Origin of the sequence: Pacificimonas aurantium (assembly GCF_020092905.1) — a bacterium.
In the GTDB taxonomy this organism is placed as follows: domain Bacteria; phylum Pseudomonadota; class Alphaproteobacteria; order Sphingomonadales; family Sphingomonadaceae; genus Pacificimonas; species Pacificimonas aurantium.
In genome coordinates this window covers 776957-801333 of the sequence record NZ_JAGSGB010000002.1, presented here as the reverse complement: position 1 = coordinate 801333, position 24377 = coordinate 776957, and the positions used below count along the sequence as shown (strand labels likewise).

The following is a 24377-nucleotide window of genomic DNA, read 5'->3' as shown; positions in this document are numbered from 1 at the left end:
CAATCGCGAGAAACGAGCGATCAGCTCGGCGCCTGTGTGACGCCTGTAGGATCGGCACGAGATTTGCGCCCGGTGCCGGTTCGCCGAGCACCAGCGCCGCCGACAGGCGGCGCGCTTTATGGTTCCGCCAGGCCGAGTGGCAGGCGGTTCATGGCGGCATCGAGGCCCGGGGTGAGGGGATCAGACCGCTACGCGCGAAGCGCGCCCTTATTTCTCTCCGGGGGCGGGATTCTGACCACCCGGTGAACTCGCGCTCGTGAAGTGACGGGCCATGTCGGCGAGCGCCTCTCCCATTGAGCCGTCCGGGCCTACGACGGCGGTAAACTCCGCTGCGTCGAGGCCGGCTTCCATCGCGGCGAGTTCGTCCGCACCCGTTTCGCGGCGGACCAATTCGTCGTCCGGTGCCGGCGCGTCTTCCTCGCGCTTGTCCAGGTAACGGCTCATCGCCGCCGGCCGGGGCAGGCGATAGGCGTTCGTGGCCTGCCGCACCTGCGGCCCGGCCCCTTCGTTCCCGGTCGGTTCGGTTCGCCGCCGCCATTCCAGGAACCCATGCTCCTTCAGGCGCCGCATGGCGCGCACGACCGCGGCGCGGGCCCGGCGGGTGCGTGCGCAGATCGTGTCGATAGACGGGTCCAGACGCCCGGAGCGATAGTCGATCATGCCGTAGAGAAGGCGCAGGACCTCCAGCGCGACGTGTCCGAGAGGCCCGTTGCGTTTGCCGACGGCCTTTCGTTTGCGATCGAACCGTTCGGCGGCATCGAGGCGGATCCTCATCGTCCGACGCCAGGCTCCCCGGTTGGGAGCGGCGGGTTGCCACCAGCGCGAGAGGCGCGGATCGTCGACGTCGTAGCTGTTGCGCCTGACGGGCTGGAAGGTCCGCCGCGCCTTCGGCATCGCGGTGCCTGTAAGCAGGCTGCCGATCGACCGCGCGGTCATGGGCGGCCTCCCTTCGCGCTCAGCCCTGAGGCGGAAGCAGAGACCCGGGCTCTGGAAACCCCTCCAGCAAGCGGTCGGCCCATAGCTGACCGAGAGCGCGCCGGCGCGGCCGGTAGCTTGCCCGATTGTAGGCTACCTCCACCGTGTCGGGAAAATGCGCGAGCATCAGGTCGAGGATGCGGCGGTCGTGTTCGTCGCCCTCTTCGGCGGCCCATTCGTTCATGATGGTCGAGAAGCTGGCGCGCCACCCATGCGGCACATGCTTTCCCTGCAGGCCCGCCGCCCGGTAAAGATCGCTGAGGGCATTTTCGTTGATCGGCCCGCCGGAGCCGAGTTCGCCCGGAAACAGCCAAGTCGCTTTCGCTCTCGGCCCTCGGCGCGAGAGCGCAGTCGTCACGACCGCGGCGGCCTGCCGTGACAAGGGCACGACGAAATCGAAGCGCGCGTCGCCCTTCTCCTCCAGCTTCAGCTTCATCTTCGCCGCCGGGATTCGCCACAGAGGCTCGGTACCGCTCAGTTCCTCGAACTCCCCCACTTCGGCCAAGCGGGCCACGCCCGGACGAACTGCGGTCAGTGCCGTCAGACGCGAACAGAGGAGGGTGGGCCACCATGCTTCCGGCACCGACTCGATGGCCTCCAGCGTCGCCCGTGCCTTCGGCAGAGTCAGCGCCGCCGGTCGGCGCCGGCGTGTCGGTTGGGGAAGCGCGCCGCGGATGGAGGCTGCCGGGTTCTGCTGCGCGCGCCCGGTCGCGATCGCGAAGGCGAATATGCTGTCGGTCAGCTGCAGGACGCGCTGCGCCATCGACGGAGCGCCGCGGGCCTGCAGGCGCCGCATCAGCGCGAGGACGTCCATCGGCGTGATCGCTTCCACCGGTTGCTTGCCGAAGGCGCGCACTGCATTCGCCGTTCGTCCTCGCATCTGCTTGGCAAAGCGCGGCGTCCAGCTGCGCGACTTCTCGCCCAGCCATTCCTCCGCGATCGCTCCGAAGCTGTTCACCGCGGCTTCTGCCGACCGAGCCTTGGCGCGTGCCTTCTCGGCTGCCGGATCCCGGCCCTCGCTGAGCGCCAGCCGGGCAGCGGCGGCCTTGCCGCGTGCGTCCTTCAAAGACAGCGTGGGATAGCGACCCAGCACCAGCTTCTTCTCGCGCTCCGCAAAGCGGTATTTCAGCCGCCAGGATTTGAGGCCGGTCGCGGTGACGTAGAGGAACAGGCCGTTCGCATCGTACAGCTTCAGCGGCCGGTCGTCGGTTTTGGCCGCACGGCAGGCCGCTTCGGTCAGTGCCACCGGCGGGGGCCTTTTCCGGGGCCCCAATCGGGGCCCCCAAAGCGTGCGCGCTGCCATGCGACAAGAAGCGAAGCCATGCTTGTCGCTCAATAGGAAAGCCCGCGATTCCGCAAGCTTCGCGCGACAACATGCGACTTAATGAGATGGTGTAATGGATGCCCCGCGTGGATTCGAACCACGATTGACGGAGTCAGAGTCCGTAGTCTTACCATTAGACGACGGGGCATCGGACGGGCCCCCGGGCCCGTCGAAGGGCGGCTGATATAGGCCCCTCCCTCCTCCTGTCAACGGGGGTTCGCTTGCCCATTCGCCCCGAAGGCTGCTAGTCCTCGATACAGGTTACCGCAGTTGCCGGATTTGGCTTCGGCGACGCGGCACAGAGACGACAGGCATATACGATGGCGACCCACGCCTCGCCGCAAGGTGCCCGCAGAGGCCCGGCGAAACATATTCCAAAGGCGCGCCGTGTTTACGGCGCAATCGACCTCGGCACCAACAATTGCCGGCTGCTGATCGCGCGTCCCACGCGCGGCGGCTTTTACGTCATCGACGCCTTCTCCCGCATCGTTCGCCTTGGCGAAGGGCTGCTAGAAACGGGGCGGATTGCCGAGAAGAGCATCGTCAAGGCCGTCGATGCACTGCAGGTCTGTTCGGAGAAACTGCAGCGCCGCGATGTCTGGGTAACGCGAAACGTCGCGACCGAGGCCTGCCGCCGCGCGAAGAACGGCCCCGAATTCATCGAGCGGGTCTACGAGAAGACCGGCATCGCTCTCGATGTGATTACGCCGGCGGAAGAGGCCCAGCTCGCCGTCTTGGGCTGCCAGGCTCTGTTCAAGGACGGCTACAGCCACGCGCTCGTGTTCGACATCGGCGGCGGATCGACGGAAATCAGCCTCGTCGAATGCAAGCGCCGCCGCGCGGTGCGCCAGCTCGGCTGGTGGAGCGTCCCCTGGGGCGTCGTCTCGCTGACCGAGGCGGAGCCGCAGGTGCCGCCCGACATCGACGGCCGCCGGGAGCTTTTCGAGCGTATGCGCGGCCGCGTCATGAGCAACCTCGACCGAGCGCGGCCGATCCTCTCGCCGCCGAACGGACTGGCCAATCTCCAGCTTCTCGGGACATCGGGCACGATCACCACGCTCACCAGCCTGCATCTCGGCCTGCCGAGCTATGACCGCAGCAAGGTGGACGGCGCCTGGGTCGACACCATGGCCATGCGCACCATTTCGCAAAGCCTGTCCGCGATGAGCGAGGAAGAGCGCGCCGATCAGCCTTGTATCGGGCGGGAGCGGGCGACCATGATCGTGGCCGGGTGCGCGATCCTCGACGCAATTCTTTCGAGTTTCCCGGTCGAACGGCTCTGCGTGGCCGACCGCGGCATTCGCGAAGGGATCCTGCGCACCCTCATGCAGCGGGACGGGCACTGGTGAGCAAGACCTCTAGTTCCGGCGGGCGCCGGGGGCAGCCCGGCAAGGTGCGCGTGAAAACCGCGCGCGGCCGGTCGAACGCCTCCACGCGCTGGCTGCAGCGCCAGTTGAACGACCCCTATGTGCGCGAGGCGAAGGCGCAGGGCTATCGCAGCCGCGCTGCCTTCAAGCTCAAGGAGCTCGACGAAAAATTCGGTCTGCTTAGGGGCGCGAAGCGCGTCGTCGACCTCGGCGCCGCACCCGGCGGCTGGGTACAGGTAGTGCGCGAGACGATCCCGCAGGCCCGGGTCGTGGGCATCGACCTGTTGGAAATGGATCCGGTCGAAGGGGCTGAAATCCTGCAGATGGACTTCCTCGCGGACGAGGCGCCCGATGCCCTGGCAGGGGCTCTCGGCGGTCCTGCGGACCTGGTCCTGTCCGACATGGCGGCCAACACGATCGGGCACAAGCAGACCGACCATCTGCGCACCATGGCGCTTGTCGAGACAGCTCTCGATTTCGCGGTGCAGCATCTCGCAGATGGCGGCGCCTTCGTCGCCAAGGTGCTCGCCGGGGGTGCCGACAATCAGCTGGTCGGCGAGCTGAAGCGCCGCTTCAAGACGGTGAAGCATGTGAAGCCGCCTGCCAGCCGCAAGGGATCGTCCGAATGGTATGTCGTCGCGCAGGGGTTCAAGGGCGCCGGATAGACGCGTGAACGGCGCAGATGCCGGGATTTGAGCCTGCGGAAAAAGGATGGCAAGAACCCCGGCGATCAACGGTTCAATCGAATGAGGATGGACGGGCAAATGCGTAAACTAGTGCCGATAGTGGCGGTCCTTGCGGCCGCCTGTTCGCCGGAGGCCGGCTCCGATGAAGCCGATGCGACCGTGGACGTGCCACAGCTGTCGGAAGCGCGGCTGAAGGAAATGACTCAGACCCTGTCTTCGGACGAGTTCGAGGGCCGTGCGCCGATGACCCCCGGCGAAACCAAAACGATCGAATATCTCGCGCAGCAGATGGAGGCCGCCGGCCTGCAGCCCGGCAATGACGGCAGCTGGTTCCAGGAAGTGCCGCTCGTCGAAATGTCGGTCGACGAGGACAGCGCCGACATCGAACTCAGCGGCGAGGGCCTCGAAGAGACCACTCTCGCTTATGGCGACGACCAGGTGATCTGGACCAAGCGCATTCAGCCGAACGTGGGGGTACAGAATTCGGAACTGGTCTTCGTCGGTTACGGCATCGTCGCGCCGGAGCGTGGCTGGAACGACTATGAGGGCATCGACATGGCCGGCAAGACGGCCGTCATCCTCGTCAACGATCCCGACTGGGAAACCGAGGAACTCGAAGGCGATTTCAATGGTCGGGCGATGACCTATTACGGCCGCTGGACCTACAAATATGAGGAAGCTGCCCGTCAGGGCGCGGCGGCCGCGCTGATCATTCACGATACCGAGCCTGCTGCCTATGGCTGGGCCACGGTCGAATCGAGCTGGAGCGGTCCGCAGATCGACATGGACCGCGAGGACGGCGGCAGCGAGCGCGTCGCCATCGAGGGCTGGCTCCAGAAGGATGCCGCGGAGATGATCCTCGGTGCGTCGGACCAGTCGCTCGACGAACTCACGGAGCGCGCGCAGTCCGGGGAACTGACCCCGATGCCACTTGGCGTCAGCATGACCGCTAGCCTTGAGAACGACATCCGTCGCGGCATGTCGAACAATGTGATCGGCATTCTTCCCGGCTCCGAACGCCCGGACGAATATGTGCTTTATACGGCGCACTGGGACCATCTCGGTCGCTGCGCGCCCGGCGAGGAAGACGAGATCTGCAACGGTGCGTTCGACAATGCCACGGGTACGGCCGGCCTTGTCGAACTGGGCCGTGCCCATGCCGAGGCCGGACCTGCCGACCGCTCGCTGATCTTCCTTGCGGTTACGGCCGAGGAGTCCGGCCTTCTGGGGTCGGCTTATTATGCCGAGAACCCGGTCTATCCGCTCTCGCAGACCGTGGGCGGCCTCAACATGGACGGACTGAATGTCTATGGCCAGACGCGCGACGTGGTGGTCATCGGTGCCGGGAAGTCCGAGCTTGAGGGCTATCTGGAAGAGGCCGTTCTGGCGCAGGACCGCCGGATCGACGTCGAAAGCAGCCCGGAAAAGGGCTACTACTACCGGTCCGACCATTTCAGCCTGGCGAAGAAGGGCGTTCCGATGCTCTATGCCGAGGGCGGCGTCGATCTGGTCGAAGGCGGTTCTGAGCGAGGGCAGCAGCTTGCCGACGACTATACCGAAAACCGCTATCACCTTGCCGGCGACGAATATGATGCCGACTGGAACTGGGACGGCGCGGTCGAGGATCTTCAGCTCAATTTCCGGATCGGGCGCGAGCTCGCGAACAGCGAAGAGTGGCCGAACTGGAACGAAGGCGACGAGTTCCGCGCCGTTCGCGAGGAAAGCAGGCAGGCGGCCGGGTCGCAGTGACCCCGCCGCCGCCGGAATGGGCTCCGGTCGAGCGCATCTACACGGCCTGGCCGTGGCGGCGGCGCGAATGGCTGCAGGCGCTTGACCGGGCGCGGACGGAGACCGCTGGGCTGGTCCGCGCGATCGCCGGGAGCGGAACGCCCGTTACGCTCCTGACCAGATCCCCCGATGCGGAGGCGGAGGCCCGTTCCCTAGTCGGTGATAGCGAGGGCGTCGACTATCGGCGCGCCCGCTACGGCGACATCTGGCTTCGGGATACGGGACCGGTGTTTCTCGGCAAGGCCGACGCCGCCTCGTTTCGTTTCAACGGTTGGGGCGGCAAGTTTCTCATGCCGGGCGACGAGCGCGTCGCGCGTCAAGTCGCGCGCTGGGAAAGTGCCGAACTTCGCGAATGGGATGCTGTGCTCGAGGGCGGCGCCATCGACCATGACGGCACCGGTACCGTTATCACCACCGAGGAGTGCCTCCTCAATGCCAACCGGAACCCAGGCCTGTCTCGCGCCGAAATCGAACATCTCCTTCGCGAGGCGCTCGGGTTCGAGCGGGTCGTATGGCTGGGCAGCGGGCTGAGGTTCGACCACACAGACGGCCATGTCGACAATCTGGCGCGCTTCGTTGCGCCCGGCCGGGTAGCGCTGCCCGAGGCGTCGTCAACGGACGATCCGAACCACGACATTTTCGAGAACGCCGCGAACAGGCTGGAAGATGCCGGGATCGAGACGGTTCGCATCCCCTCCGTCGGCAGGTTCATCGACGAAAACGGCACGCAGGCTCCGGCGAGCTACATGAACTTCCTGCTGACCGACAAAGCGGTGCTCGTGCCTCTTTATGGAGTCGGGACGGACGAGGCGGCCCTGGAACGCTATGCCGCACTGTTTCCGGCACGCGAGGCGATCGGTCTTCCGGCGAAGGCGATTCTGTCCGGGGGCGGCGCCTTTCACTGCATGACCTGTCACGTCCCGGCGTGACGCGAGGTCCCGGCGTTCCTATTTAGGGCGGATGCGAAACATCACTGCCGCCGCCCTGCAGCTCTCGTTCACGGACGACGAGAAAGACGACATTGCCGCAACTGCCGAGATGGCGGTTAGCGCGGCCCGGGACGGAGCCGACATCGTCCTGCCGCCCGAGCTTTATCAAGGGCATTATTTCTGCCGCTACGAACGCGAGGAACTGTTCGAGCGGGCTCGGCCGACGTCCGAACATCCTGCCATTTCCGAGATGCAGAAGGTGGCAAAGGCGGAAGGCATTTACCTGCCGGCCAGCTTCTTCGAGCGGGATGGCCCGCACCACTATAATTCGCTCGCGATGATCGACCCGGACGGAGAGATCATGGGCGTCTATCGCAAGTCGCATATCCCCGACGGACCGGGTTATGAGGAGAAATTCTACTTCCGTCCCGGCAATACGGGTTTCATGACCTGGCAGACGCGTTTCGGCACGGTCGGCGTCGGCATCTGCTGGGATCAGTGGTTTCCGGAGGCTGCCCGCGCGATGGTGCTGCAGGGGGCGGAGCTACTGCTTTATCCCACGGCCATCGGGTCGGAACCGGAGGAGCCCGATCTCGACACGGCTACCATGTGGAAGCGCGCGATGGTCGGGCACGCAGTCTCGAACACCTGCCCGGTCGTTGCCGCGAACCGCACCGGGACTGAGGATGGCCAGACCTTCTACGGATCCAGTTTCGCCGTCGATGAATATGGCGAGACGAAGTCCGAGCTCGGGCGTGACGAGACCGGCTACCTACTCGCCGCCTTCGATCTCGACCTCGCCCGTGCTCACCGGGCCAGCTTCGGATTCTTCCGCGACCGGCGACCCGATCTCTACGCCCGCCTCGGCGAAGACGTCTGACCCGAGATACCAGCCGACCAGCCGTTCTCCCTCGGGAAGGTCTATGACCAGCTGGTCGCCGACGATGGACCAGCTTTCCGCCTCGTAGAGAGAGGTGAGCGCAGTTCGTCCGAAGGCTTCGCTGGCGGGTAGGTTGCAGGCGATTTCGGTGACGAACAGGTCCCGGTCGGCTTCGCCACCGCTATCCTCGTCGCCGTCGTCGCCCTTCTCCTCCTCGGCTCCATCCATTCGCTCGAAGCCGTCCTGGGTCCATCGAAGGTCCTGGAATCCGGCATCGTTGCACGCGATCGTTCCTCCCACGCGGCCGCTCTGCCCGAATGTGAGCGTGTTGACCGTGATGGTCTCGCTGCTCTCGAGGTCGGGATGGAGCTGGTTGCCGATGCGCAGGATCAGCCAGCTTGTGCCGGCAAGGCCGATCGGCGCGTGAAAGGGTCCGGCGCAGGCGTCGTGCGCCCGTCCGCCCAGCGCCAGCGTGGCAAGTGTCGGCAGCCGGTCCTCGAGCCTGGGCGCTGGGCAATTACCCTGTGTGACTCGCAGCGTTCCGCCGACACCGCGCAGGTTCAGTTCGCGTACGCCCGAGGTCGGCGTCGCCGTATAGGTCGATCCGATCCAGCCGGCCCCGTCGGGGTTCTGGAAGAAGAAGCGGTTCTCGGTCAAGACTCCCTGCCAAGGCCGCTCTTCGGTAGCGGGCACCGATGCCACGAACAGGTCGTCGTCATGATGCTCCAGGATCGGAGACGGCGTTGAGCGGTTGATCGCGGTGGCGGCGTCGCGCACTGCATTGGCGGCCGCCGTCATGGTCGACTGTTCAGTGGCGGCTTCCCGCTCGGCGTCGGCGCTCGGCTCGTTCGTCTCGCCGCCGCAGGCCGCGGCCAGCAGGACGGCGCAGGCGGTCAGGCCGAGGCGCCCTCCTTGTTCCAGTAGCGATCCTTCAGCAGCCGCTTGTACAGCTTGCCCGTGTCGTGACGGGGGAGGGCCTTTTCGAAATCGACGCTGCGCGGGCATTTGACGTGGCTAAGCCTTTCACGTGCAAAGGCGATCAGGTCCGCCTCCAGTTCCGGTCCAGCATCGGCCCAATCGCGCGGTTCGACAACCGCCTTCACTTCCTCGCCCATTTCCTCATGCGGCACACCGATGACGGCGACATCCTGCACCTTCGGGTGCATGACGAGCACGTCCTCGGCTTCCTGCGGGTAGACGTTCACGCCGCCGGTAATGATCATGTAGGCCGCGCGGTCGGTGAGGAAGAGATAGCCGTCCTCGTCCACATAGCCGATGTCGCCGAAGGTGGCGCCGTGCTCCGGGTGCTGGACCGAGGCGCTTTTCTCCGGATCGCCATGATACTCGATTTCGCCCGCCTCGGCAAAGAAGACGCGTCCCTCACGGCCCTGCGGCAGCAGATTGCCGTCTTCGTCGATGATGCGGATCTCGCCGAGGAGCGCCTTCCCGACGGATCCCTGTTTCTCCATCCATTCCTGCGGATTGATCGCAGTGAATCCCGTTCCTTCGGTTGCCGAATAATATTCGTAGATCACCGGCCCCCACCACTCCATCATCCGGCGCTTCACTTCGATGGGGCAGGGTGCGGCAGCATGGATCGCCACCTTGAGTGAGGAGACGTCATATTTCGACCGGACGTCTTCCGGCAGCTTCAGCATGCGCACGAACATGGTCGGGACCAGCTGCGAATGGGTGATCCGATGCTCCTCGACCAGCGCCAGGAAGCGCTCCGGGTCGAACTTCTTCATGATGACGACCGTGCCCCCGAACCGGTGGACGGCCATGCAATAGCGCAGCGGCGCGGCATGGTAGAGCGGCGCCGGCGAAAGATATTTCATGTCCGGGCCGAAGTTGAACAGCATCTGCGTCAGGCCGATCAGCGGGTTCATCTCGTCGATCGGACCGTCGGGAAGCGGCCCCGTAATTCCCTTCGGCCGCCCCGTCGTGCCGGAAGAATAGAGCATGTCGCGGCCCTGGCTTTCGTCCTCGATGCGCGAGGCGGGCTGTTCGGCCAAGCGCGGCGCCAGCGGCTCGTAGCCGTCGATATCGCCGCCCAGCGAGAAGCCGCCCTTCGGCGCCTTCAGCTTGGCCGCCACCTCCGCGAGGGAGACGTCCGCGATGACGAGGTCGGCCCCGGAATTGTCGACGATATATTGCGCTTCGTCGACGGAAAGCTTCGTCGACATGGCGACGAAGATCAGCCCCGCGCGCTGCGCGCCCCAGCATAGCGGCAGATAGTCCAGGCAGTTCTGCAGGAAAATGACGATGGTATCGCCGCGTTTGAGGCCTTGCGACCGGTAGAACTGCGCGGCGCGGTTGGAGGCCGCCTCCAGTTCGGCGTAGCTCATCTCGCCTGACCCGTCCGCCATGATGATGGCGGGTTTGTCCGGCGTTGCGGCGGCATGGTGAAATGGATGCACGGGCGGACCTCCCAAATATTCTCGAGCCAGACGATCTGCTCTGTTGTCGCCGACGCTATGGCGGCAGCCAAGTGCGCTCAACCGGCGGAAAAGGAGGGGTTTGCCACTTTCGGACCGATAGGGGTTCAGGCCGCCAGCAGCTTCGCCGCGTCGCGCGCGAAATAGGTCAGCACGCCGTTGCATCCGGCCCGCTTGAAGGCGGTGAGGACTTCCAGGATCGCCCGGTCGCGGTCCAGCAGGCCCTGGTCCATCGCCGCCCGCATCATCGCATATTCGCCCGACACCTGGTAGGCGAAGACCGGCGCGTTGAAACGGTCCTTCACCCGCGCGACGATGTCCAGATATGCGAGGCCGGGCTTCACCATCACGCTGTCGGCGCCTTCTTCTAGGTCCAGCATGACCTCGCGCATCGCCTCGTCGCGGTTCGCCGGGTCCATCTGATAGGTCTTCTTGTCGCCCTTCAGCAGGCCGCCCGAGCCCACCGCATCGCGGAACGGGCCATAGAAGGCCGAGGCATATTTCGCCGCATAGGACATGATCTGGACATCGCCGAAGCCTTCGGCTTCCAGCGCATGCCGAATGACGCCGATCCTGCCGTCCATCATGTCCGAGGGGGCGACGATGTCCGCGCCTGCCTTCGCCTGGTTGACGGCCTGCGCGGCGAGTACGCCCAGCGTTTCGTCGTTCAGGATACGCCCGTCCTCGGACAGCAGGCCGTCATGGCCATGGCTGGTATAGGGATCGAGCGCTACGTCGGTCAGCAGGCCGACGGGAATACCCGCATCCTTCACCGCGCGGCAGGCGCGGCACATCAGATTGTCGGGATTTGCCGATTCCTTCCCCGTCTCGTCGCGCGCCTCCTGCGGCGTGTTCGGAAACAGCGCGATGGCGGGAATGCCGAGGTCGGCGGCTTCGCGGGCGGCTTCCACCACCAGGTCGACCGACAGGCGTTCGACGCCCGGCATGGAGCCGACGGCTTCGCGTTCCGACGTGCCTTCCCGGACGAAGACGGGCCAGATCAGGTCTGAGGGGGTCAGGACGTTTTCGGCGTGCAGGCGGCGCGACCAGTCGTGCGCGCGCAACCGGCGGAGGCGAAGGGCGGGAAAGGAAGCGGTCATGGCTGGGACTTCCAACCTTCATGCGAAGTTGGCAAGTCCACTGCCCGTGTCAGCAGGTCCCATCCTTATTTTCGATTCGGGCATTGGCGGCTTGAGTGTGGCCGGTCCGATCATGCAGCGAGTTCCGGCCGCGCCCATCGTATACGCGGCGGACAATGCCGGTTTCCCCTATGGATCGAAGACCGAGATGCAGGTGGCGAGCCGCGTGTCCGCGCTGCTCGGTAAGCTCTCCGAACGGTTCGATCCGGCTCTCATCGTCATCGCCTGCAACACGGCCTCCACCATCGCGCTCGATCATGTGCGCGCCGTGCTCGACATCCCGATCGTAGGGACTGTGCCGGCCATCAAGCCTGCTGCGGAGCAGACCCGGACGGGGGTGATCGGGGTGCTCGGCACACCGGCCACCGTTCGCCAGCGCTATGTCGACGACCTCGAGCAGAAATTTGCGTCTGGAAAGACGGTCCTGCGTTGGGGAACGCCGGGCCTTGCCGAGGCGGCCGAGGCGGTGATGCGGGGGGAAGACGTTGCGGCGGAGGAATTCGCACGTCCGATGCGCGGACTTCTTGACCAGCCTGGCGGCGAGCGGATGGACAAGGTGGTCCTGGCATGTACGCATTTCCCGCTTGTCGAGGACCGGCTGGCCGCCGCTGCCGGACGGCCGCTGGACTTCCTGCATGGCGGGGAGGGCATCGCCCGGCGCACGGCCTCCTTGCTGGAAAATACCATCTGGGGCGGGGACCCGGATAGGCGCATCGTCTTCACCGAGGCCGCGAATGAGGTTGCCCGGCTTCGCGGCGCTCTCGAAAGCCGTGGTTTCGCCGCGCCCGAATTTCTGTAGGGACCCGGCACCATGGTTATGACGAACGACGAGGTGCGTGAACGCATCAACCGGCGCGCGACGCCGACGGCCCAGCTTCTGAACATGCAGGTGGTCGAGGTCGACCAGGATGCCGGCACCATCCGCATGAGCTTCGATATCGGCGAGGATCTGTCCAACCCGAACGGCACCGTGCAGGGCGGCATCATCGCGGCCATGCTCGACGACGCAGCCGCCTATGCGGCGATCGTCTTTTCGAAGCGCAAGATTTTCGTGCCCACGCTGGAAATGAAGGTCAGCTTCTTCTCCGGTGCGAAGGCAGGGCGCCTTTATGCCGAGGGGCGCTGCGTGAAGTTCGGCAAGACCATTGCCTATATGGAGGCAGACCTGGTCGATGAGGCGGGAAAGTTGCTGGCGCGCCTCAGCGCGACCGGCGCGCCTCGCGACCTTGCAAATCCGAAACTCGTTGAGCGTAAAGACGCGAAGGACAAAGCATGAGCGACGAAGTTCTTTTCGACCGGCGCGGACGTCTCGGTCTCATTACCCTTAACCGCCCGAAGGCGCTCAACGCGATCAACACCGCGATGTGCGCGGCAATACTTGAACAGCTTGAGGCATGGGAAACGGACGACGAGATCGGCGCAGTCGCCATCGTCGGGACGGGCGACCGTGCGTTCTGTGCAGGCGGCGACGTGGTCGGGCTGCACCGGGCCGGACAGGCGGGCAGCTCCGACTGGGAAGAGTTCTTCGCGACCGAGTATCGCATGAACCACAAGATCGGCACCTACGCGAAGCCTTATGTCGCGATTCTCGACGGCATCACCATGGGCGGCGGCGTCGGGCTATCCATCCATGCCCCCTACCGGGTGGCGACCGAGAACCTGCTCTTCGCCATGCCCGAAACCGGCATCGGGCTGATCCCCGACGTGGGCGGAACGCATGCCCTGCCGCGTCTCCCTGGCGAACTCGGCGCCTATCTTGGACTGACCGGCGCCCGGCTGAAGGCCGAGGACTGCCTCTATGCCGGTATCGCCACACATTATACGGCGTCGGGCAATGTCGACGGCCTGCTGCAGGCCCTCGAGGTTCCCGTCGACAGTGTCGCGGAGGTCGTCGAACAGTTCGAGGCCGCACCTGAGCAGCCGCCCACGGTCGAGGCTCACCGTGAGCAGATCGACAAGCATTTCGCCGCGTCTTCGGTCGAGGAGATCATGTCCTCGCTGTCGATGGGCAGCGAATGGGCTGAGGGGCAGCGCGACACGCTGATGCGCATGTCGCCCACGTCCATGAAGCTGACGCTGCGCGCGCTACGGGAAGGTGCGGACGACGATCTCGCCGGCTGTCTGAAGCGGGAGTATCGCGTGGTCGGCAATATCAAGAATGGGCACGACTTTTTCGAAGGAGTCCGCGCGCAGCTGATCGACAAGGACCGAAAGCCGCGCTGGGATCCATCCAACCTCCGCGACGTCGGTGATGACATGGTCGACGGCTACTTCCAAACACCGCCGCATGGAGACCTGAAGCTGTAAAAAGGCCAATTCGATCAGACTGATCGTATGCCGCAGCCTGGCGATTTCTCAGATCAGGAAAACTCGTTAGATCGATCAATAGCCCGCGTCTTATTGAGCTCCTCGTTCATTCAACGAGCGGAGCAGAAATTGATGAGGGACTTCGTAGTTGCGCTTTCGGCGACGTTGCTGGCGGGGTCGGCCATGGCGGCCGAGCCGGTCCTGCAGCGGCAGGATTCCGGGGCGCCGGTTTTTGACAATCAGAATTCCAAGGCGGCGGGCGACTTCGGCGGCGTCATGCTGGAAGACTTTCACCTGATCGAGAAGCTGGCCCGCTTCGATCGGGAGCGGATTCCGGAGCGTGTGGTGCATGCCCGCGGAACCGGCGCACATGGTGAGTTCGTCTCGAACGGGGAACTGGAGCGCTACACCCGCGCCGCAGTGTTCGACGAAGACGAGACCACGCCGGTCTTCGTGCGCTTTTCGTCCGTGATCCATTCCAAGGGGTCGCCCGAATGGCTGCGCGATCCGCGCGGCTTTGCGGTGAAATTCTACACCGACGAAGGCAATTGGGACCTGGTCGGCAACAACCTGCCGGTTTTCTTCATCCGCGATGCGATGAAATTTCCGGACATGGTGCACAGCCTGAAGCCGTCGCCCATCACCAACCAGCAGGAGCCCGAGCGCTTCTTCGACTTCTTCAGCCACGTGCCGGAGTCGACGAAGATGCTGACCTATCTCTACAGCGATCTCGGCACGCCGGCGTCGCTGCGGCAGATGGACGGCTCCAGCGTTCATTCGCTGAAGCTGGTCAACGACGCCGGCGAGGTCTTCTTCGTGAAGTTCCGCTGGGACAGTCTGCAGGGCGAACATAATCTCAGCGCCGCCGAGGCGCGCCAGCAGCCCTTCAGCTATCTGACGGCGGACCTGTATGACAATATCGCCGCGGGGAATTTTCCGCAGTGGGATCTCTACGCTCAGATCCTGACCCCGGATCGGGTCGACAGTTTCGATTATAATCCGTTCGACGCGACGAAGGAGTGGGAAGGCGTTCCCGAGTTCAAGGTCGGGACGATGACCCTGAACCGCGTGCCCGACAACTTCTTCGAATATACCGAGCAGGTTGCCTTCTCGCCGGGTGTCATGGTGCCGGGTATCGAGCCGTCTCCGGACCGTCTGCTGCAGGGCCGCCTGTTCAGCTATGCCGATACCCAGCGTTACCGGATCGGTGCCAACTACCAGTCCCTGCCCGTGAACCGGCCACTGGTCGAGGTGCGCAATGGCAGTCAGGACGGTGCCCTGTCGGCGTCCGGCCGCACGGGCGACGTGAACTACCAGCCGTCGCGGCGCGTGGACGACGCCGCTCACTATGTCGACGATGGCAGGGGCACCTATATCAGCGCCTACGAAGTGGGCACGACCGTGACCAAGGCGCCGATCCGCAAGACCCTGCCATTCGAGCAGGCCGGCAATCTCTACCGCTCCTACACGACCGAGGAACAGGATGCGCTGATCCGCAACCTCGCCGGCGATCTCGGCAAGGTGCAGAACGAAGAAACGAAGACCATCATGGTCGGACATTTCTACGCTGCCGACCCGGAATATGGCCGCCGCATTGCGGAGGCTGTCGGCGTCGATCTGGACGCCGCCCGCGACGTCGCAGCGATGCGCAAGCGGGAAGCCGACATGCTGCTTGCGTCGGCGCGCTGACGCAGCCGCATCCCCCCGGCCGGGGCCCGTCTCCTCCGTCCCGCAGTCCCTGCGGGTCCCGGCCACCCCCTCCTGTCATAGCAGAGGCCAGACCATGAAATACCAGACCTTAGTGGTCATACTATCATAATAGACTGATATACAATCACAAATCGGCATTTTTTGATCCCCATTTTCTCGGCTAGCAATCACCGGGTAATCACCATGCCAAATTAGGCAAGCACGCGCCCCCATGAACGGATTTCTGCGTTTGCGATCATGACACAGGTGCTGCCAACCGGAAGCAGGTGGCGAAACGCTTGCGATCAGCCGCGCTTATCCCTGCTTTTGTGAATAGGTGTTCCCACCGTGTCGCTACGATTCTGCTCATGTCTTCGGCGATTGCGTTCGCGTCATCATGGCTGAGGTCGAAGACCGCGGCACCGGCGAGAGCGTTCTCGATCGTTGCAGCGCGGCCTTCCGGCCCGACGCCGAGGACGAGCCGGCGCTCCAGTCCCAGCTGAGGCTTCGGCACTACATCGTAAAGCGGCGAAAGCCGCCATCCCTCACCATCGAACAGGAAGCCATGATTACGTAGGTGATCATCATCATTGGTGACGAGGATATTGAACAGCATGCGACGAAATAATTCGTGCAGATCCTGGCGTACTTCGGTTCCGAATTGCCGGATCGCTCCTGCGAGATCGGCATAGCTGAAGCTGCTGACCTCGCTCTCATGCGCCCCGAGCATTGTGAGCCCCGAAGCAAAGGGCCTGCGTTCCAGCCAGTTGCCGTGAGGAATCCGATCGAACCGCTCGATCAGATAGATGTCACGATCAAGGACACAGCGGAAGTCGAGTGGCGGCACATCGAGACCACATTCGCTGGCAAGCCGCATTGTCGCCAGTTCGACCCGGCATTCGGGGAAGCTGTCTCCCCGCTTCTGAAATTTCGCGATCCAGGGTTTGTCGCCGATTTTTGTAGCAGCCTTCGGCCGGGCGCCGCCCAGAGATGACCCGGCGGCTAGCAACGCCCTCAAGTTCTCGTCGAGTTCGTCGACATGCTGCGCTCGTTCGGCGGCTTCTGCTAACTCTGCGAGCGTGAACTCTTCGCCCGGAGCAGGGCCGTCCCCCCATGGTGTAATTCTCTCAGGCTGGGCGGACGTCGGCCCAAAGGCGAGCGCACCCACGCGATGTTCGCCCGAGGCCAGAATGAGATCGATTTCGCTCGGCAAGCGATCGCCCATCGCCTTGTACATTAGGTATTGGCCCCAGCCGTCAGGAGCAGCATCCCGAATGCCACCGAACACGGCAAAGCCTTCTTCCGTCCTGAATGTTCGAGAAGTTCCAGCTTCGTGCAACGGCAGAGCTACAGGATCGACCGCAATACGGTCAGCGCGTTCCAGATAACGCCGCCCGTAAGCGAAGGTAGCAAACTGGTTGCGCGGTTCGTCGGTCATCGTGAGAAGGCCTGCCGGAACAGGCCCCTCCTCAAGATGCACGAAGACATAGGTGCGGATGGTCGTCACGGCTTGCTAGAAATCCAGATCATCGTCGCTGACAGCGTGGGTCTTCTGGGGCAGGCGGGACAAATCCTCGCTGATGCCAGCCCGGTCACTGTCTGGGGTTACCAGCTCGGCAAGGCGCTGTGTCATCCCCAGGACATGCAGGGCGCTCGCCAGAACCGCGAGGCCCACGGTAGGATCTCCCGCTTCGAGGCGTTGCAGCGTTTGAACCGAGACGATCATGCGCTCGGCCATTAAACGCTGGGGAAGTTTTCTCCGGCGGCGAGCAAGGGCGATATCCTTACCTAGCCGTGTAATCGCACGTTGGCTCTGGGGCGGTAGTCCGCTAGCAGCTCGAGACGAACGGGGCATGGCCCGATATATGACATATCATGCGAAATTCCGCAAATAGAAATGATATGTCATGTTTTTGTGCTCTTTCGCTTGAAGCAGATTTACCGAAGGAAGATGCTTCACCGCCTCCTGCACGAGGCTTACAATGACCATGACTGAGTGGAGAGGCGCTGGTGAGCGGTCGCTAGGCCGCGGCTTGACCATCGTACTTCAAAAGTCGCTGTGCAGTTGCGCGAATTGTCTCAGCGACTATATCGCAAACGTCACGCATGTCGGCACAAGCCGACAGCTTCGGAAGAATTCCGAGGTCCCGTCCTCCAGTTGGAGGTTAACCGGCGGACCCTGCAGAGGGTTCGCCGAATTTCGTTCGAACGCTCTCGCAGGTCCAACCCGATGGAGCATCGAATGCATTATTCAGACGAGGAAATCGAACGCGCGAAGACATTATTCGCTCGTGAAAATGATCAACCCGGCCATGGCAGAATGCCGGTTGCCGCGATGGCGGGAATGAGCAAGCCCGGCAAAATCAGCCATATCACTCATCGACGGACTTGGCGGGACTACCTTCCGAAGGCACGACGCGATTTGCAAAAGGAAAGATCGGACCGGAATTTTCGATTAGGTAACGTGTCGCATGATCTAAACTGACCAGGTCGTGGGGCAGCGATAAGGATCAATGGCGCTAGTGAGAAGTCACTACGAATAATCGGTAGACCTCGCGGGTGAGCGGCGATGTCGATGTGACGCTCAAATCGACGGGCTCGCAGTGCAGACGTGAATCCCCTCCGACCTGTTCTTACAACACAGAAGGGCTGGAGGGGAGGAGGGCCTTTGTGAGCGAGCCGAAAGGATCGCGATGTGCCATGTCCCACCGATATTCCACCAAGATAAGCTCTTTGGAAGAAGCCGCCCGCCGCATCTGTGAAAACCGGGGCGGCAAATGGTCCGGCACAAAGGGCATGGCCTGCTGCCCTGCGCATGACGACCGTACGCCGTCACTCGGTGTGTCGCTCGGCCAAAAAGCGATCCTTTTCCATTGTTTTGCGGGATGTGATCAGCAGAGCGTGCTGGCTGCTCTGGCGAGTGAAGGTGTCGACGCAACCTCGCTCTTCTCAGGTTCCTCGGCAATCCTTGGAGCCGAATTGGGCCTTCCGGTCACCCACCTCGACCATCACGCCAGTTACATCGCGTCCTGGCTCAAGATCCTCAAATCGGACGAGCGCGCGATCCTGACCGCCGCGGCCAAGGCCGAAGAAGCTGCCAGCCTGTTGCTCGAACTTGGAGGCCATCAATCCCGTGAAGGCGAGGCCGACATCGATCTCGCCGATGCAGCCTAAGGAGTAGTGAGATGGGACGTTCCGTCAGCTACCCGACCGGCTCCGTAGTGGCCTTTCGCTTGCTCGATGACGGCGAAGACGAAGATATCGACTGGGTCTATGAGTGCCTCGTCGACGAGGTCATCGATGCCGCGAAAGCGGCCTTTCCTTCGTTCGAGCGCTTCAATGGATGGCGCGGCCGCGAAGATCGTATCCTCCTTCGCAATGCCTTCGCTGATTGCGGCATATCGACCTATTGCGGTCTCGCCGCGATCTGGCTCGTCGAGCGTGACGATGCCCGATACTGGGAGGCGGATTTCTACGTCCCACGAACGGCAAGGGCACGGCACTGGCTCGCCCAGGTGTCGGGACGCTTTATTGACCTGTTCGGGGATCTGCGCCTGGTCGGGCGATTCTCGAATGGCGAAGCGATCTTCGAGCGCTCCCGATCCACCTGCGACATCGGGACCTGATCCTGCCTCATCCCTGTCCGCCGGGAGAGGCCCTTGGGCCGGTCGGGGCGCGCCGCAACCTGCGGCCCGTCGGCCCGTGTTGCCCGCGCCAGCCTAGGGCCGCAGGTTTCCCGCTACGCGGTGCGTCACGCCCCTTGTCCCGGCCCTGATCGGGCTCCGGCGGACAGGGCCGAGGCAATGGTGCCTCCTCTCCTTGTCCCCGCGATCAGGAGACACCCCATGTACGACAGCTTCATCGACCAATTGAACGGTCTCGATCTCTCGGGCCTAAGCATCAGGCCAGCCCCCTTCAACGAGACCGACTTTCCCTGCGAGGATGCGATCGAGCAGACCCTCGCTGCAGTCTGGTCCGATCTTTTCGCGATGTTTTCGGACACGGCCCTGGAGGCCGATGCCGAGGACATTGCCTGGGGCATGGTCAATCTCTTTCACCGCGCAGCCAGCCGCAAGTCGGCTCAGCTCGACCGGGCCAGCGATGAAATCCGTGTTCTGCTCGCATCGGCCGATGGCTCCGAAGTGCATTCGAGCAATCTGGAAGAGCAGGTAGAGCGCGCGCAGGCCGCCGAAGCCAGCATGCTTGCCTTCGAGCAGATGCGCGAGGCTGCGGCAGCACTCTATCGCGACGAGACCGGTTCCTCGTGGAAGCCCGTTTCCGGCTCGCGCACGAGCCATTCGCGCAACCTTACCTCGACTGTGATCGATGCCCGCGACTTCCTTCGCGCACGTGCTGAGAACCGGCGTCACGCCCTGATCCCGGAAGGCACTCCAATCGTCTTCGCCGGTGGTCGCCAGAGCTTCGAAAACGCAGAAGATGCGCGTGTCTATGCCGACAATATCTGGGCGACGCTGGACAAGGTTCGCGATGCGGTTCCCGATCTCTTCCTGGTCCATGGCGGCGACGGCAAGGGTGCCGATCGTCTGGCAGCGAGCTGGGCCGAGCGCCGCGAAGTCCAGCAGCTGACGTATTCGCTCGATCGTCGGCTTGGTGCCCGCGCCGGGTTCAAGCGCAACGAGCAGATGCTTTCGCTCAATCCGCGTTACGTTGTCGCCTTTCCGGGCAATGGCGTGACTGAACGGCTAGTGATCGACGCCAAGACGCGCCGGATCACCGTGGTCGATCGCAGGACCGTGACGTCCGGATCCAAGACTAAGGGATAATAGTCTGTTGGTCGCTGCAGCATGTCTACCATCGGTTGGCTGCGGCGACCATCTCAGACAATTGTCATCGATTGCCTTTTCGGTTGGAGAGGGGATTTCTTGGGAAGGCATCTCGGGTTATCAGCCCCGCATGCACCACGCCGACTCCAATCCGCTCGCCCATGATCACAACTTCCTGAGCGCCTCGCACGACGCCCATGAGCGGCGCACGCGTTATGTCGTTGCCTTGACCGCCGCGATGATGGTGGTCGAAATCGTCGCTGGCCTGTGGACCGGATCGATGGCGCTTCTCGCCGATGGTATCCACATGGCGACCCACGCAGGTGCCCTGGGCGTCGCGGCCTTTGCCTACTGGTTTGCCAGGCGCCATGCGAACAACCCGCGTTTCACATTCGGTACCGGCAAGGTGGGCGACCTCGTCGGCTTCGCGAGCGCGCTTGTCCTCGCCATCTTCGCAATCGGGATCGCGGTTGAATCGGCTCAAAGGTTCGTCAGTCCGCTCACGATTGCCTATACCGAGGCGATCTGGATCGCCCTGCTCGGCCTCGTGGTGAACCTCGCGAGTGCCTGGCTGCTTGGTGCCGATCATCACCATGGGCATGATCACGACCATCATCATCACCACGACCATGCGCATGCCGACAACAATCTGCGCTCCGCCTATTTCCACGTGCTTGCCGATGCCCTGACCTCGGTCCTGGCTATCGTGGCCCTTCTCGCCGGCATGTACCTCGGCTGGGCATGGATGGACGCAGCAATGGGTCTGGTAGGTGCATTCGTGATCGGGCGCTGGTCATGGTCGCTGCTGCGCGATACCGCAGCCGTGCTTGTCGACGCCGAGGCGGACTCTGAACGATACACAGAAGTGAGCGAGGCGCTAGAGGACCGGGACGCCGCGATCGGCGATCTGCACATCTGGCGTATCGGCCCTGGCAAGTATGCGGTCATCGCCTCGCTCATCGCCGGTGATCCGCTCGCGCCCGACCATTATGCGAGCCGACTTTCAGAGCATGCGGAATATGTGCACGTCACGATCGAAGTGCATCGCTGCGAGCATCCCCATCCCGAGCTTCGCGCGGCCTGATCGCGCCGTTCTAAAAGACCGAAACAGTATTCGAGGACTGTTATACTGTAACAAACGACTTATACTTCATCGTGTTACGGAGCTTGCAATCTTGATCCGGTTTGCTAGGAGCCGTCGGAATCCATGACCACAAGCTATCGTCGCCTTGTCCTGCATCCTTTCGTCGTCCTGCTCATGCTGGTCGCGATGGTGTTCGTGACGGCGGCGGATGCTGCTGCTTGCGGCGCCGAAGTGGCGCCCGGAAGCACGCCCGTTCTGGTTTCGCTCGACAGCGCGTCCGCGTCATCCGCAGCTACTGACGAAGTTCCGGGCGATCCGGATGCGCCGACCGAGCAACACGGCGTGTGTGGGCACGGCCATTGTCATCATGGGGCGAGCTTTGCCAGCACCGTGCAGAAGAATTCGGTTCCTCACTTGGTTGTGGTTCCCGATGCGCCTCCCGCCGAAGCGCTCGCTTCCGACATTGCCGACCGACTGAAGCGCCCCCCTCGCGCCTGACGACCGTCACCGCGCTGCATGCCGCAGCGCAGTTCGGATCGTCAGCAGAGGAATATTCGAAAAATGTCAGCCATTCATTGGCGAGGGGTCCTCCTTGGAGGGCTGTTCCTCGCCGCTCAAGCCACGACCGTGGCGGCGCAGGAGCGTGAGCTTCTGACGCTCGAAGCTGCGCTCGCTCGTGCGGGCATCGTCGACAGCGCAGATGAGCCCCCAGAAAATCCGCGCCTGATCGGACCGCGGGCCGAAGCCGACGCGGCGCGGGCCCTAGTCGACCAGGCGCGGCTGCGGCCCAACCCAGAAATTGCTTTCGAAGCCGAAAACATTGCCGGGAGCGGCGCGTTTTCGGGATTGCAGGCCACCGAGTATACTTTGTCCCTGAGCCAGCGGCTCGAATTGGGCGGCAAACGGGGAGCGCGCGTCCGCGCCGCCCAGGCGGAAGCGCGCGTCGCGACCCTTTCAGGAGCGCTCTCGGTTGCTCAGCTCGGGCGATCGGTGCGCGAACGCTATGTCGAAGCCGTCGCTGCGGCAGCCCGATTGGAACTCGCGCGGGACATAGTCGAGCGCAATCGCGAGCTTGCCAGGATCGCAGGCGTACTGGTCGATGTTGGGCGGGAGCCTCCTCTGCGATCGCTTCGTGCCGAAGCGGCACTTGCGGAGGCGCTCGCGGAGCTTGAAGCGGCCCTGGCTGCCGACAGTACGGCGAGGAACGCGCTCGCCGCGCTTTGGGGCGAGGCAACACCTGCTACGGACGTGCCTTCGGTGTTCCCCGAGATCGAACCTCCGGCGACGCTGCTCGCGTCACCTTCGGCCTTACGACTTCAGGTCGCCCGTGCCGAACGCGAGGCCGCGGATGCCGCGATCGCCCGGGAACGCTCTCTCGGCATTCCGGATCCGGCAATATCCGCCGGAGTCCGACGGTTCGAGGAAAGTCGAGACCAGGCGTTTCTCGTGGGGGTTTCGATCCCGCTTCCATTGCGTAATCGCAACCAGGGAAACATCGCCGCTGCCGAAGCGCGGCTTCGCGCCGCGACGGCGCGGGAAGCAATTGCCCGCACCGATTACGAACTCGAGGTCACGCAGGCCCGCGGACAATTTCTGGCAGCCGAAGCGCGGGTCGAGACCCTCGCGGAGACGTCCTTGCCCCAAGCCGAAGAAGCCTTGCGCCTCGTTCGGATTGGCTACCGCAACGGCAGGTTTCCGCTGATCGAAGTTCTGGCTGCGGCCGAAGCGCGTGACACCATCCGTGAAGCTTTGATTCAAGCTCAGGAAGATCGTGGTCGCCTGGCGGCGACACTGATCTGGCTCGGTGCACAATGAGGTATTTTCCGATGAACCGTAAACGTCTGGCCGTTGCGATCGGCCTTTCCATTCTCTTTGTAGTCGCGGCGCTCATGCTGTGGCCCGATAACGAAGCTGACCAAATCGCCGAGGAGACGAGTGAGGAGGTCGAGCTTCCCGAAGGCCTTGTCCTGCTTGGCGCCGAACAAATTGAAGCGTCCCAGATAGTGGTCGAAACCGTCGGCCAGGGATCGGCGGTCGAGCTGGTCTTCCCGGCCACCGTCGCGGCAAGCCCGACGGCAAGTGCCCGCATCGATGCCCGCGCGGCGGGCGTGGTCCGCAGTGTCGGCAAAACGCTGGGCGATTACGTGAGGCAGGGCGAGACGATTGCCCGCATCGAGAGCGCCGACGCGGCTGCTCTCGCAGCGCAGTTGAGCGCAGCGCGCGCGAGGGTCAACGAACTGTCCGCTGCCTACGATCGGGAGCGCCGCCTGTTCGAGGCCAATGTCACCGCACGGCAGGATCTCGAGGCCGCGCGAGCAAATCTGCAGGTCGCCCAGTCGGAACTTGCGCGCGCCCAGGCGGCAGTCTCCGCGGCGGGCGTTAGCGGCGACGGGCGCTCCCTTGCGGTCACGAGCCCGCTCGCAGGCCGAGTGACCTCGGCGCCTATCGTTCTCGGCTCCTTCGTCGATGCCGGGGAAGAACTCTATCAGGTCGTGAATCCGAGCGGCATGCAGGTCGAGGTTGCCCTCCCGTCGGCTGAAGCAAGCCGCATCCAGCCTGGCGACGAGGCGACGCTGGAAATCGCGGACAACCGGGAGGTGGGTGCGCGCGTGCGGTCTGTCACTCCCTCGCTCGATCCCGAAAGCCGCAGCGCTACGGCGGTCCTGTCGCTGGCAAGACCGATCCCCGGTCTGCAACCCGGGGCCTTCCTGCAGGCACGTATCCGCCCCTCGGGTGAGGTCGATACAGGCCGCATGTCGGTGCCGGAAAGTGCCGTCCAGACAATCGATGGCGCAGAAGTGGTCTTCGTTCGCACGCGCCGCGGGTTTCAAGCCCGTCCGGTGGTCACCGGTGCGCGTTCGGGAGGACGCGTGGTCATCGAGTCCGGTCTCGAAGCGCAGTGGCGGATCGCCACCGCCAATGCCTTTTTGCTGAAGGCTGAACTCGAGAAGGAGGAGGCCGAGCATGGACACTGATCACATGCAGGA

General features: G+C 63.8%; 23 protein-coding genes, 1 tRNA gene and 2 pseudogenes. 18 read left to right on the top strand and 8 right to left on the bottom strand.

Going from position 1 to position 24377, the window contains the following annotated elements; genetic code table 11:
• Window positions 1-207: 207 nt before the first annotated feature.
• The 3 genes from KCN53_RS10635 to KCN53_RS10625 form a co-directional block, all read right to left on the bottom strand.
• Entirely contained in the window at window positions 208-936 is a 729-nt protein-coding gene (locus tag KCN53_RS10635) for a replication protein A (protein WP_088712460.1), read from the bottom strand.
• A 19-nt stretch (window positions 937-955) separates the two neighbouring features.
• Window positions 956-2221, bottom strand: a complete 1266-nt coding sequence (locus KCN53_RS10630) for a tyrosine-type recombinase/integrase (protein WP_172406227.1) — start codon at window positions 2219-2221, stop codon at window positions 956-958.
• A 152-nt stretch (window positions 2222-2373) separates the two neighbouring features.
• A tRNA-Gln gene (locus tag KCN53_RS10625) sits at window positions 2374-2447 on the bottom strand.
• Window positions 2448-2619: 172 nt separating this feature from the next.
• On the opposite strand from KCN53_RS10625, the gene KCN53_RS10620 reads away from it, so the two are divergent.
• From KCN53_RS10620 to KCN53_RS10600, 5 genes are all read left to right on the top strand, one after another.
• Entirely contained in the window at window positions 2620-3648 is a 1029-nt protein-coding gene (locus KCN53_RS10620; RefSeq protein ID WP_088712462.1) for a Ppx/GppA phosphatase family protein, read from the top strand.
• A complete protein-coding gene (locus tag KCN53_RS10615; protein WP_088712463.1) occupies window positions 3645-4331 on the top strand; it encodes an RlmE family RNA methyltransferase in 687 nt (228 codons plus the stop codon). Before KCN53_RS10620 ends, KCN53_RS10615 begins: the two co-directional genes overlap by 4 nt.
• A gap of 99 nt (window positions 4332-4430) precedes the next feature.
• Window positions 4431-6101 carry a M28 family metallopeptidase gene (locus tag KCN53_RS10610; RefSeq protein ID WP_088712464.1) on the top strand — a complete coding sequence of 557 codons (1671 nt, stop codon included), beginning with the start codon at window positions 4431-4433 and terminating at the stop codon, window positions 6099-6101.
• Window positions 6098-7069, top strand: a complete 972-nt coding sequence (locus KCN53_RS10605) for an agmatine deiminase family protein (protein WP_088712465.1) — start codon at window positions 6098-6100, stop codon at window positions 7067-7069. The genes KCN53_RS10610 and KCN53_RS10605 overlap by 4 nt, the downstream gene beginning before the upstream one ends.
• Before the next feature lie 31 nt (window positions 7070-7100).
• A complete protein-coding gene (locus KCN53_RS10600) occupies window positions 7101-7949 on the top strand; it encodes a nitrilase-related carbon-nitrogen hydrolase (RefSeq protein WP_088712466.1) in 849 nt (282 codons plus the stop codon).
• Here the strand turns inward: KCN53_RS10600 and KCN53_RS10595 are convergent.
• The 3 genes from KCN53_RS10595 to hemB all read right to left on the bottom strand — a co-directional run bounded on the left by KCN53_RS10595 (window position 7842) and on the right by hemB (window position 11487).
• Window positions 7842-8747: a hypothetical protein gene (locus KCN53_RS10595; protein ID WP_088712467.1), complete on the bottom strand. Its 906-nt coding sequence runs from the start codon at window positions 8745-8747 to the stop codon at window positions 7842-7844. The genes KCN53_RS10600 and KCN53_RS10595 overlap by 108 nt on opposite strands.
• Window positions 8748-8842: 95 nt before the next feature.
• Window positions 8843-10369, bottom strand: coding sequence for an AMP-binding protein (locus KCN53_RS10590; protein WP_088712468.1), 1527 nt, complete (start codon window positions 10367-10369; stop codon window positions 8843-8845).
• A 125-nt stretch (window positions 10370-10494) separates the two neighbouring features.
• Window positions 10495-11487: a porphobilinogen synthase gene (gene hemB / locus KCN53_RS10585; RefSeq protein WP_088712469.1), complete on the bottom strand. Its 993-nt coding sequence runs from the start codon at window positions 11485-11487 to the stop codon at window positions 10495-10497.
• Between hemB and murI the strand changes: the two genes are divergently transcribed.
• From murI to KCN53_RS10565, 4 genes are all read left to right on the top strand, one after another.
• Window positions 11486-12325: a glutamate racemase gene (murI, locus tag KCN53_RS10580; RefSeq protein ID WP_088712470.1), complete on the top strand. Its 840-nt coding sequence runs from the start codon at window positions 11486-11488 to the stop codon at window positions 12323-12325. The genes hemB and murI overlap by 2 nt on opposite strands.
• 12 nt (window positions 12326-12337) lie before the next feature.
• Window positions 12338-12802, top strand: a complete 465-nt coding sequence (locus tag KCN53_RS10575; protein ID WP_224199606.1) for a PaaI family thioesterase — start codon at window positions 12338-12340, stop codon at window positions 12800-12802.
• Entirely contained in the window at window positions 12799-13833 is a 1035-nt protein-coding gene (locus KCN53_RS10570; protein ID WP_088712472.1) for an enoyl-CoA hydratase/isomerase family protein, read from the top strand. Before KCN53_RS10575 ends, KCN53_RS10570 begins: the two co-directional genes overlap by 4 nt.
• Window positions 13834-13965: 132 nt before the next feature.
• Window positions 13966-15522 (top strand): catalase, encoded by a 1557-nt coding sequence (locus KCN53_RS10565; protein ID WP_088712473.1) that lies wholly within the window; start codon window positions 13966-13968, stop codon window positions 15520-15522.
• A 256-nt stretch (window positions 15523-15778) separates the two neighbouring features.
• Here the strand turns inward: KCN53_RS10565 and KCN53_RS10560 are convergent, their stop codons facing one another.
• Both KCN53_RS10560 and KCN53_RS10555 read right to left on the bottom strand, forming a co-directional pair.
• On the bottom strand, window positions 15779-17029 hold the full coding sequence (locus KCN53_RS10560; RefSeq protein ID WP_047822016.1) for a type II toxin-antitoxin system HipA family toxin: 1251 nt from the start codon (window positions 17027-17029) through the stop codon (window positions 15779-15781).
• 6 nt (window positions 17030-17035) lie between these two features.
• Entirely contained in the window at window positions 17036-17260 is a 225-nt protein-coding gene (locus KCN53_RS10555) for an XRE family transcriptional regulator (RefSeq protein ID WP_008601437.1), read from the bottom strand.
• Window positions 17261-17764: 504 nt separating this feature from the next.
• Here KCN53_RS10555 and KCN53_RS10550 point away from each other — a divergent pair.
• From KCN53_RS10550 to KCN53_RS10515, 9 genes and pseudogenes are all read left to right on the top strand, one after another.
• Window positions 17765-18007 (top strand): hypothetical protein, encoded by a 243-nt coding sequence (locus KCN53_RS10550; RefSeq protein ID WP_143712226.1) that lies wholly within the window; start codon window positions 17765-17767, stop codon window positions 18005-18007.
• A gap of 215 nt (window positions 18008-18222) precedes the next feature.
• Window positions 18223-18405 (top strand): annotated as a pseudogene (locus KCN53_RS16185) (CHC2 zinc finger domain-containing protein); the annotation flags it as partial.
• A gap of 72 nt (window positions 18406-18477) precedes the next feature.
• Window positions 18478-18696, top strand: a pseudogene (locus tag KCN53_RS16180) (zincin-like metallopeptidase domain-containing protein); the annotation flags it as partial.
• 11 nt (window positions 18697-18707) lie between these two features.
• The gene (locus tag KCN53_RS10540) at window positions 18708-19148 is read left to right on the top strand and encodes a hypothetical protein (protein WP_054523292.1); all 441 of its coding nucleotides are present in this window, start codon (window positions 18708-18710) and stop codon (window positions 19146-19148) included.
• Window positions 19149-19367: 219 nt separating this feature from the next.
• Window positions 19368-20306: a DUF2493 domain-containing protein gene (locus KCN53_RS10535; protein WP_054523293.1), complete on the top strand. Its 939-nt coding sequence runs from the start codon at window positions 19368-19370 to the stop codon at window positions 20304-20306.
• Window positions 20307-20436: 130 nt separating this feature from the next.
• Window positions 20437-21390, top strand: a complete 954-nt coding sequence (gene dmeF / locus KCN53_RS10530; RefSeq protein ID WP_054523294.1) for a CDF family Co(II)/Ni(II) efflux transporter DmeF — start codon at window positions 20437-20439, stop codon at window positions 21388-21390.
• A gap of 123 nt (window positions 21391-21513) precedes the next feature.
• A complete protein-coding gene (locus tag KCN53_RS10525) occupies window positions 21514-21888 on the top strand; it encodes a hypothetical protein (RefSeq protein ID WP_054523295.1) in 375 nt (124 codons plus the stop codon).
• Between the two features lie 63 nt (window positions 21889-21951).
• Window positions 21952-23205 (top strand): TolC family protein, encoded by a 1254-nt coding sequence (locus tag KCN53_RS10520; protein ID WP_054523296.1) that lies wholly within the window; start codon window positions 21952-21954, stop codon window positions 23203-23205.
• Between the two features lie 11 nt (window positions 23206-23216).
• Window positions 23217-24365 carry an efflux RND transporter periplasmic adaptor subunit gene (locus KCN53_RS10515; protein WP_067679325.1) on the top strand — a complete coding sequence of 383 codons (1149 nt, stop codon included), beginning with the start codon at window positions 23217-23219 and terminating at the stop codon, window positions 24363-24365.
• Window positions 24366-24377 lie beyond the last annotated feature (12 nt).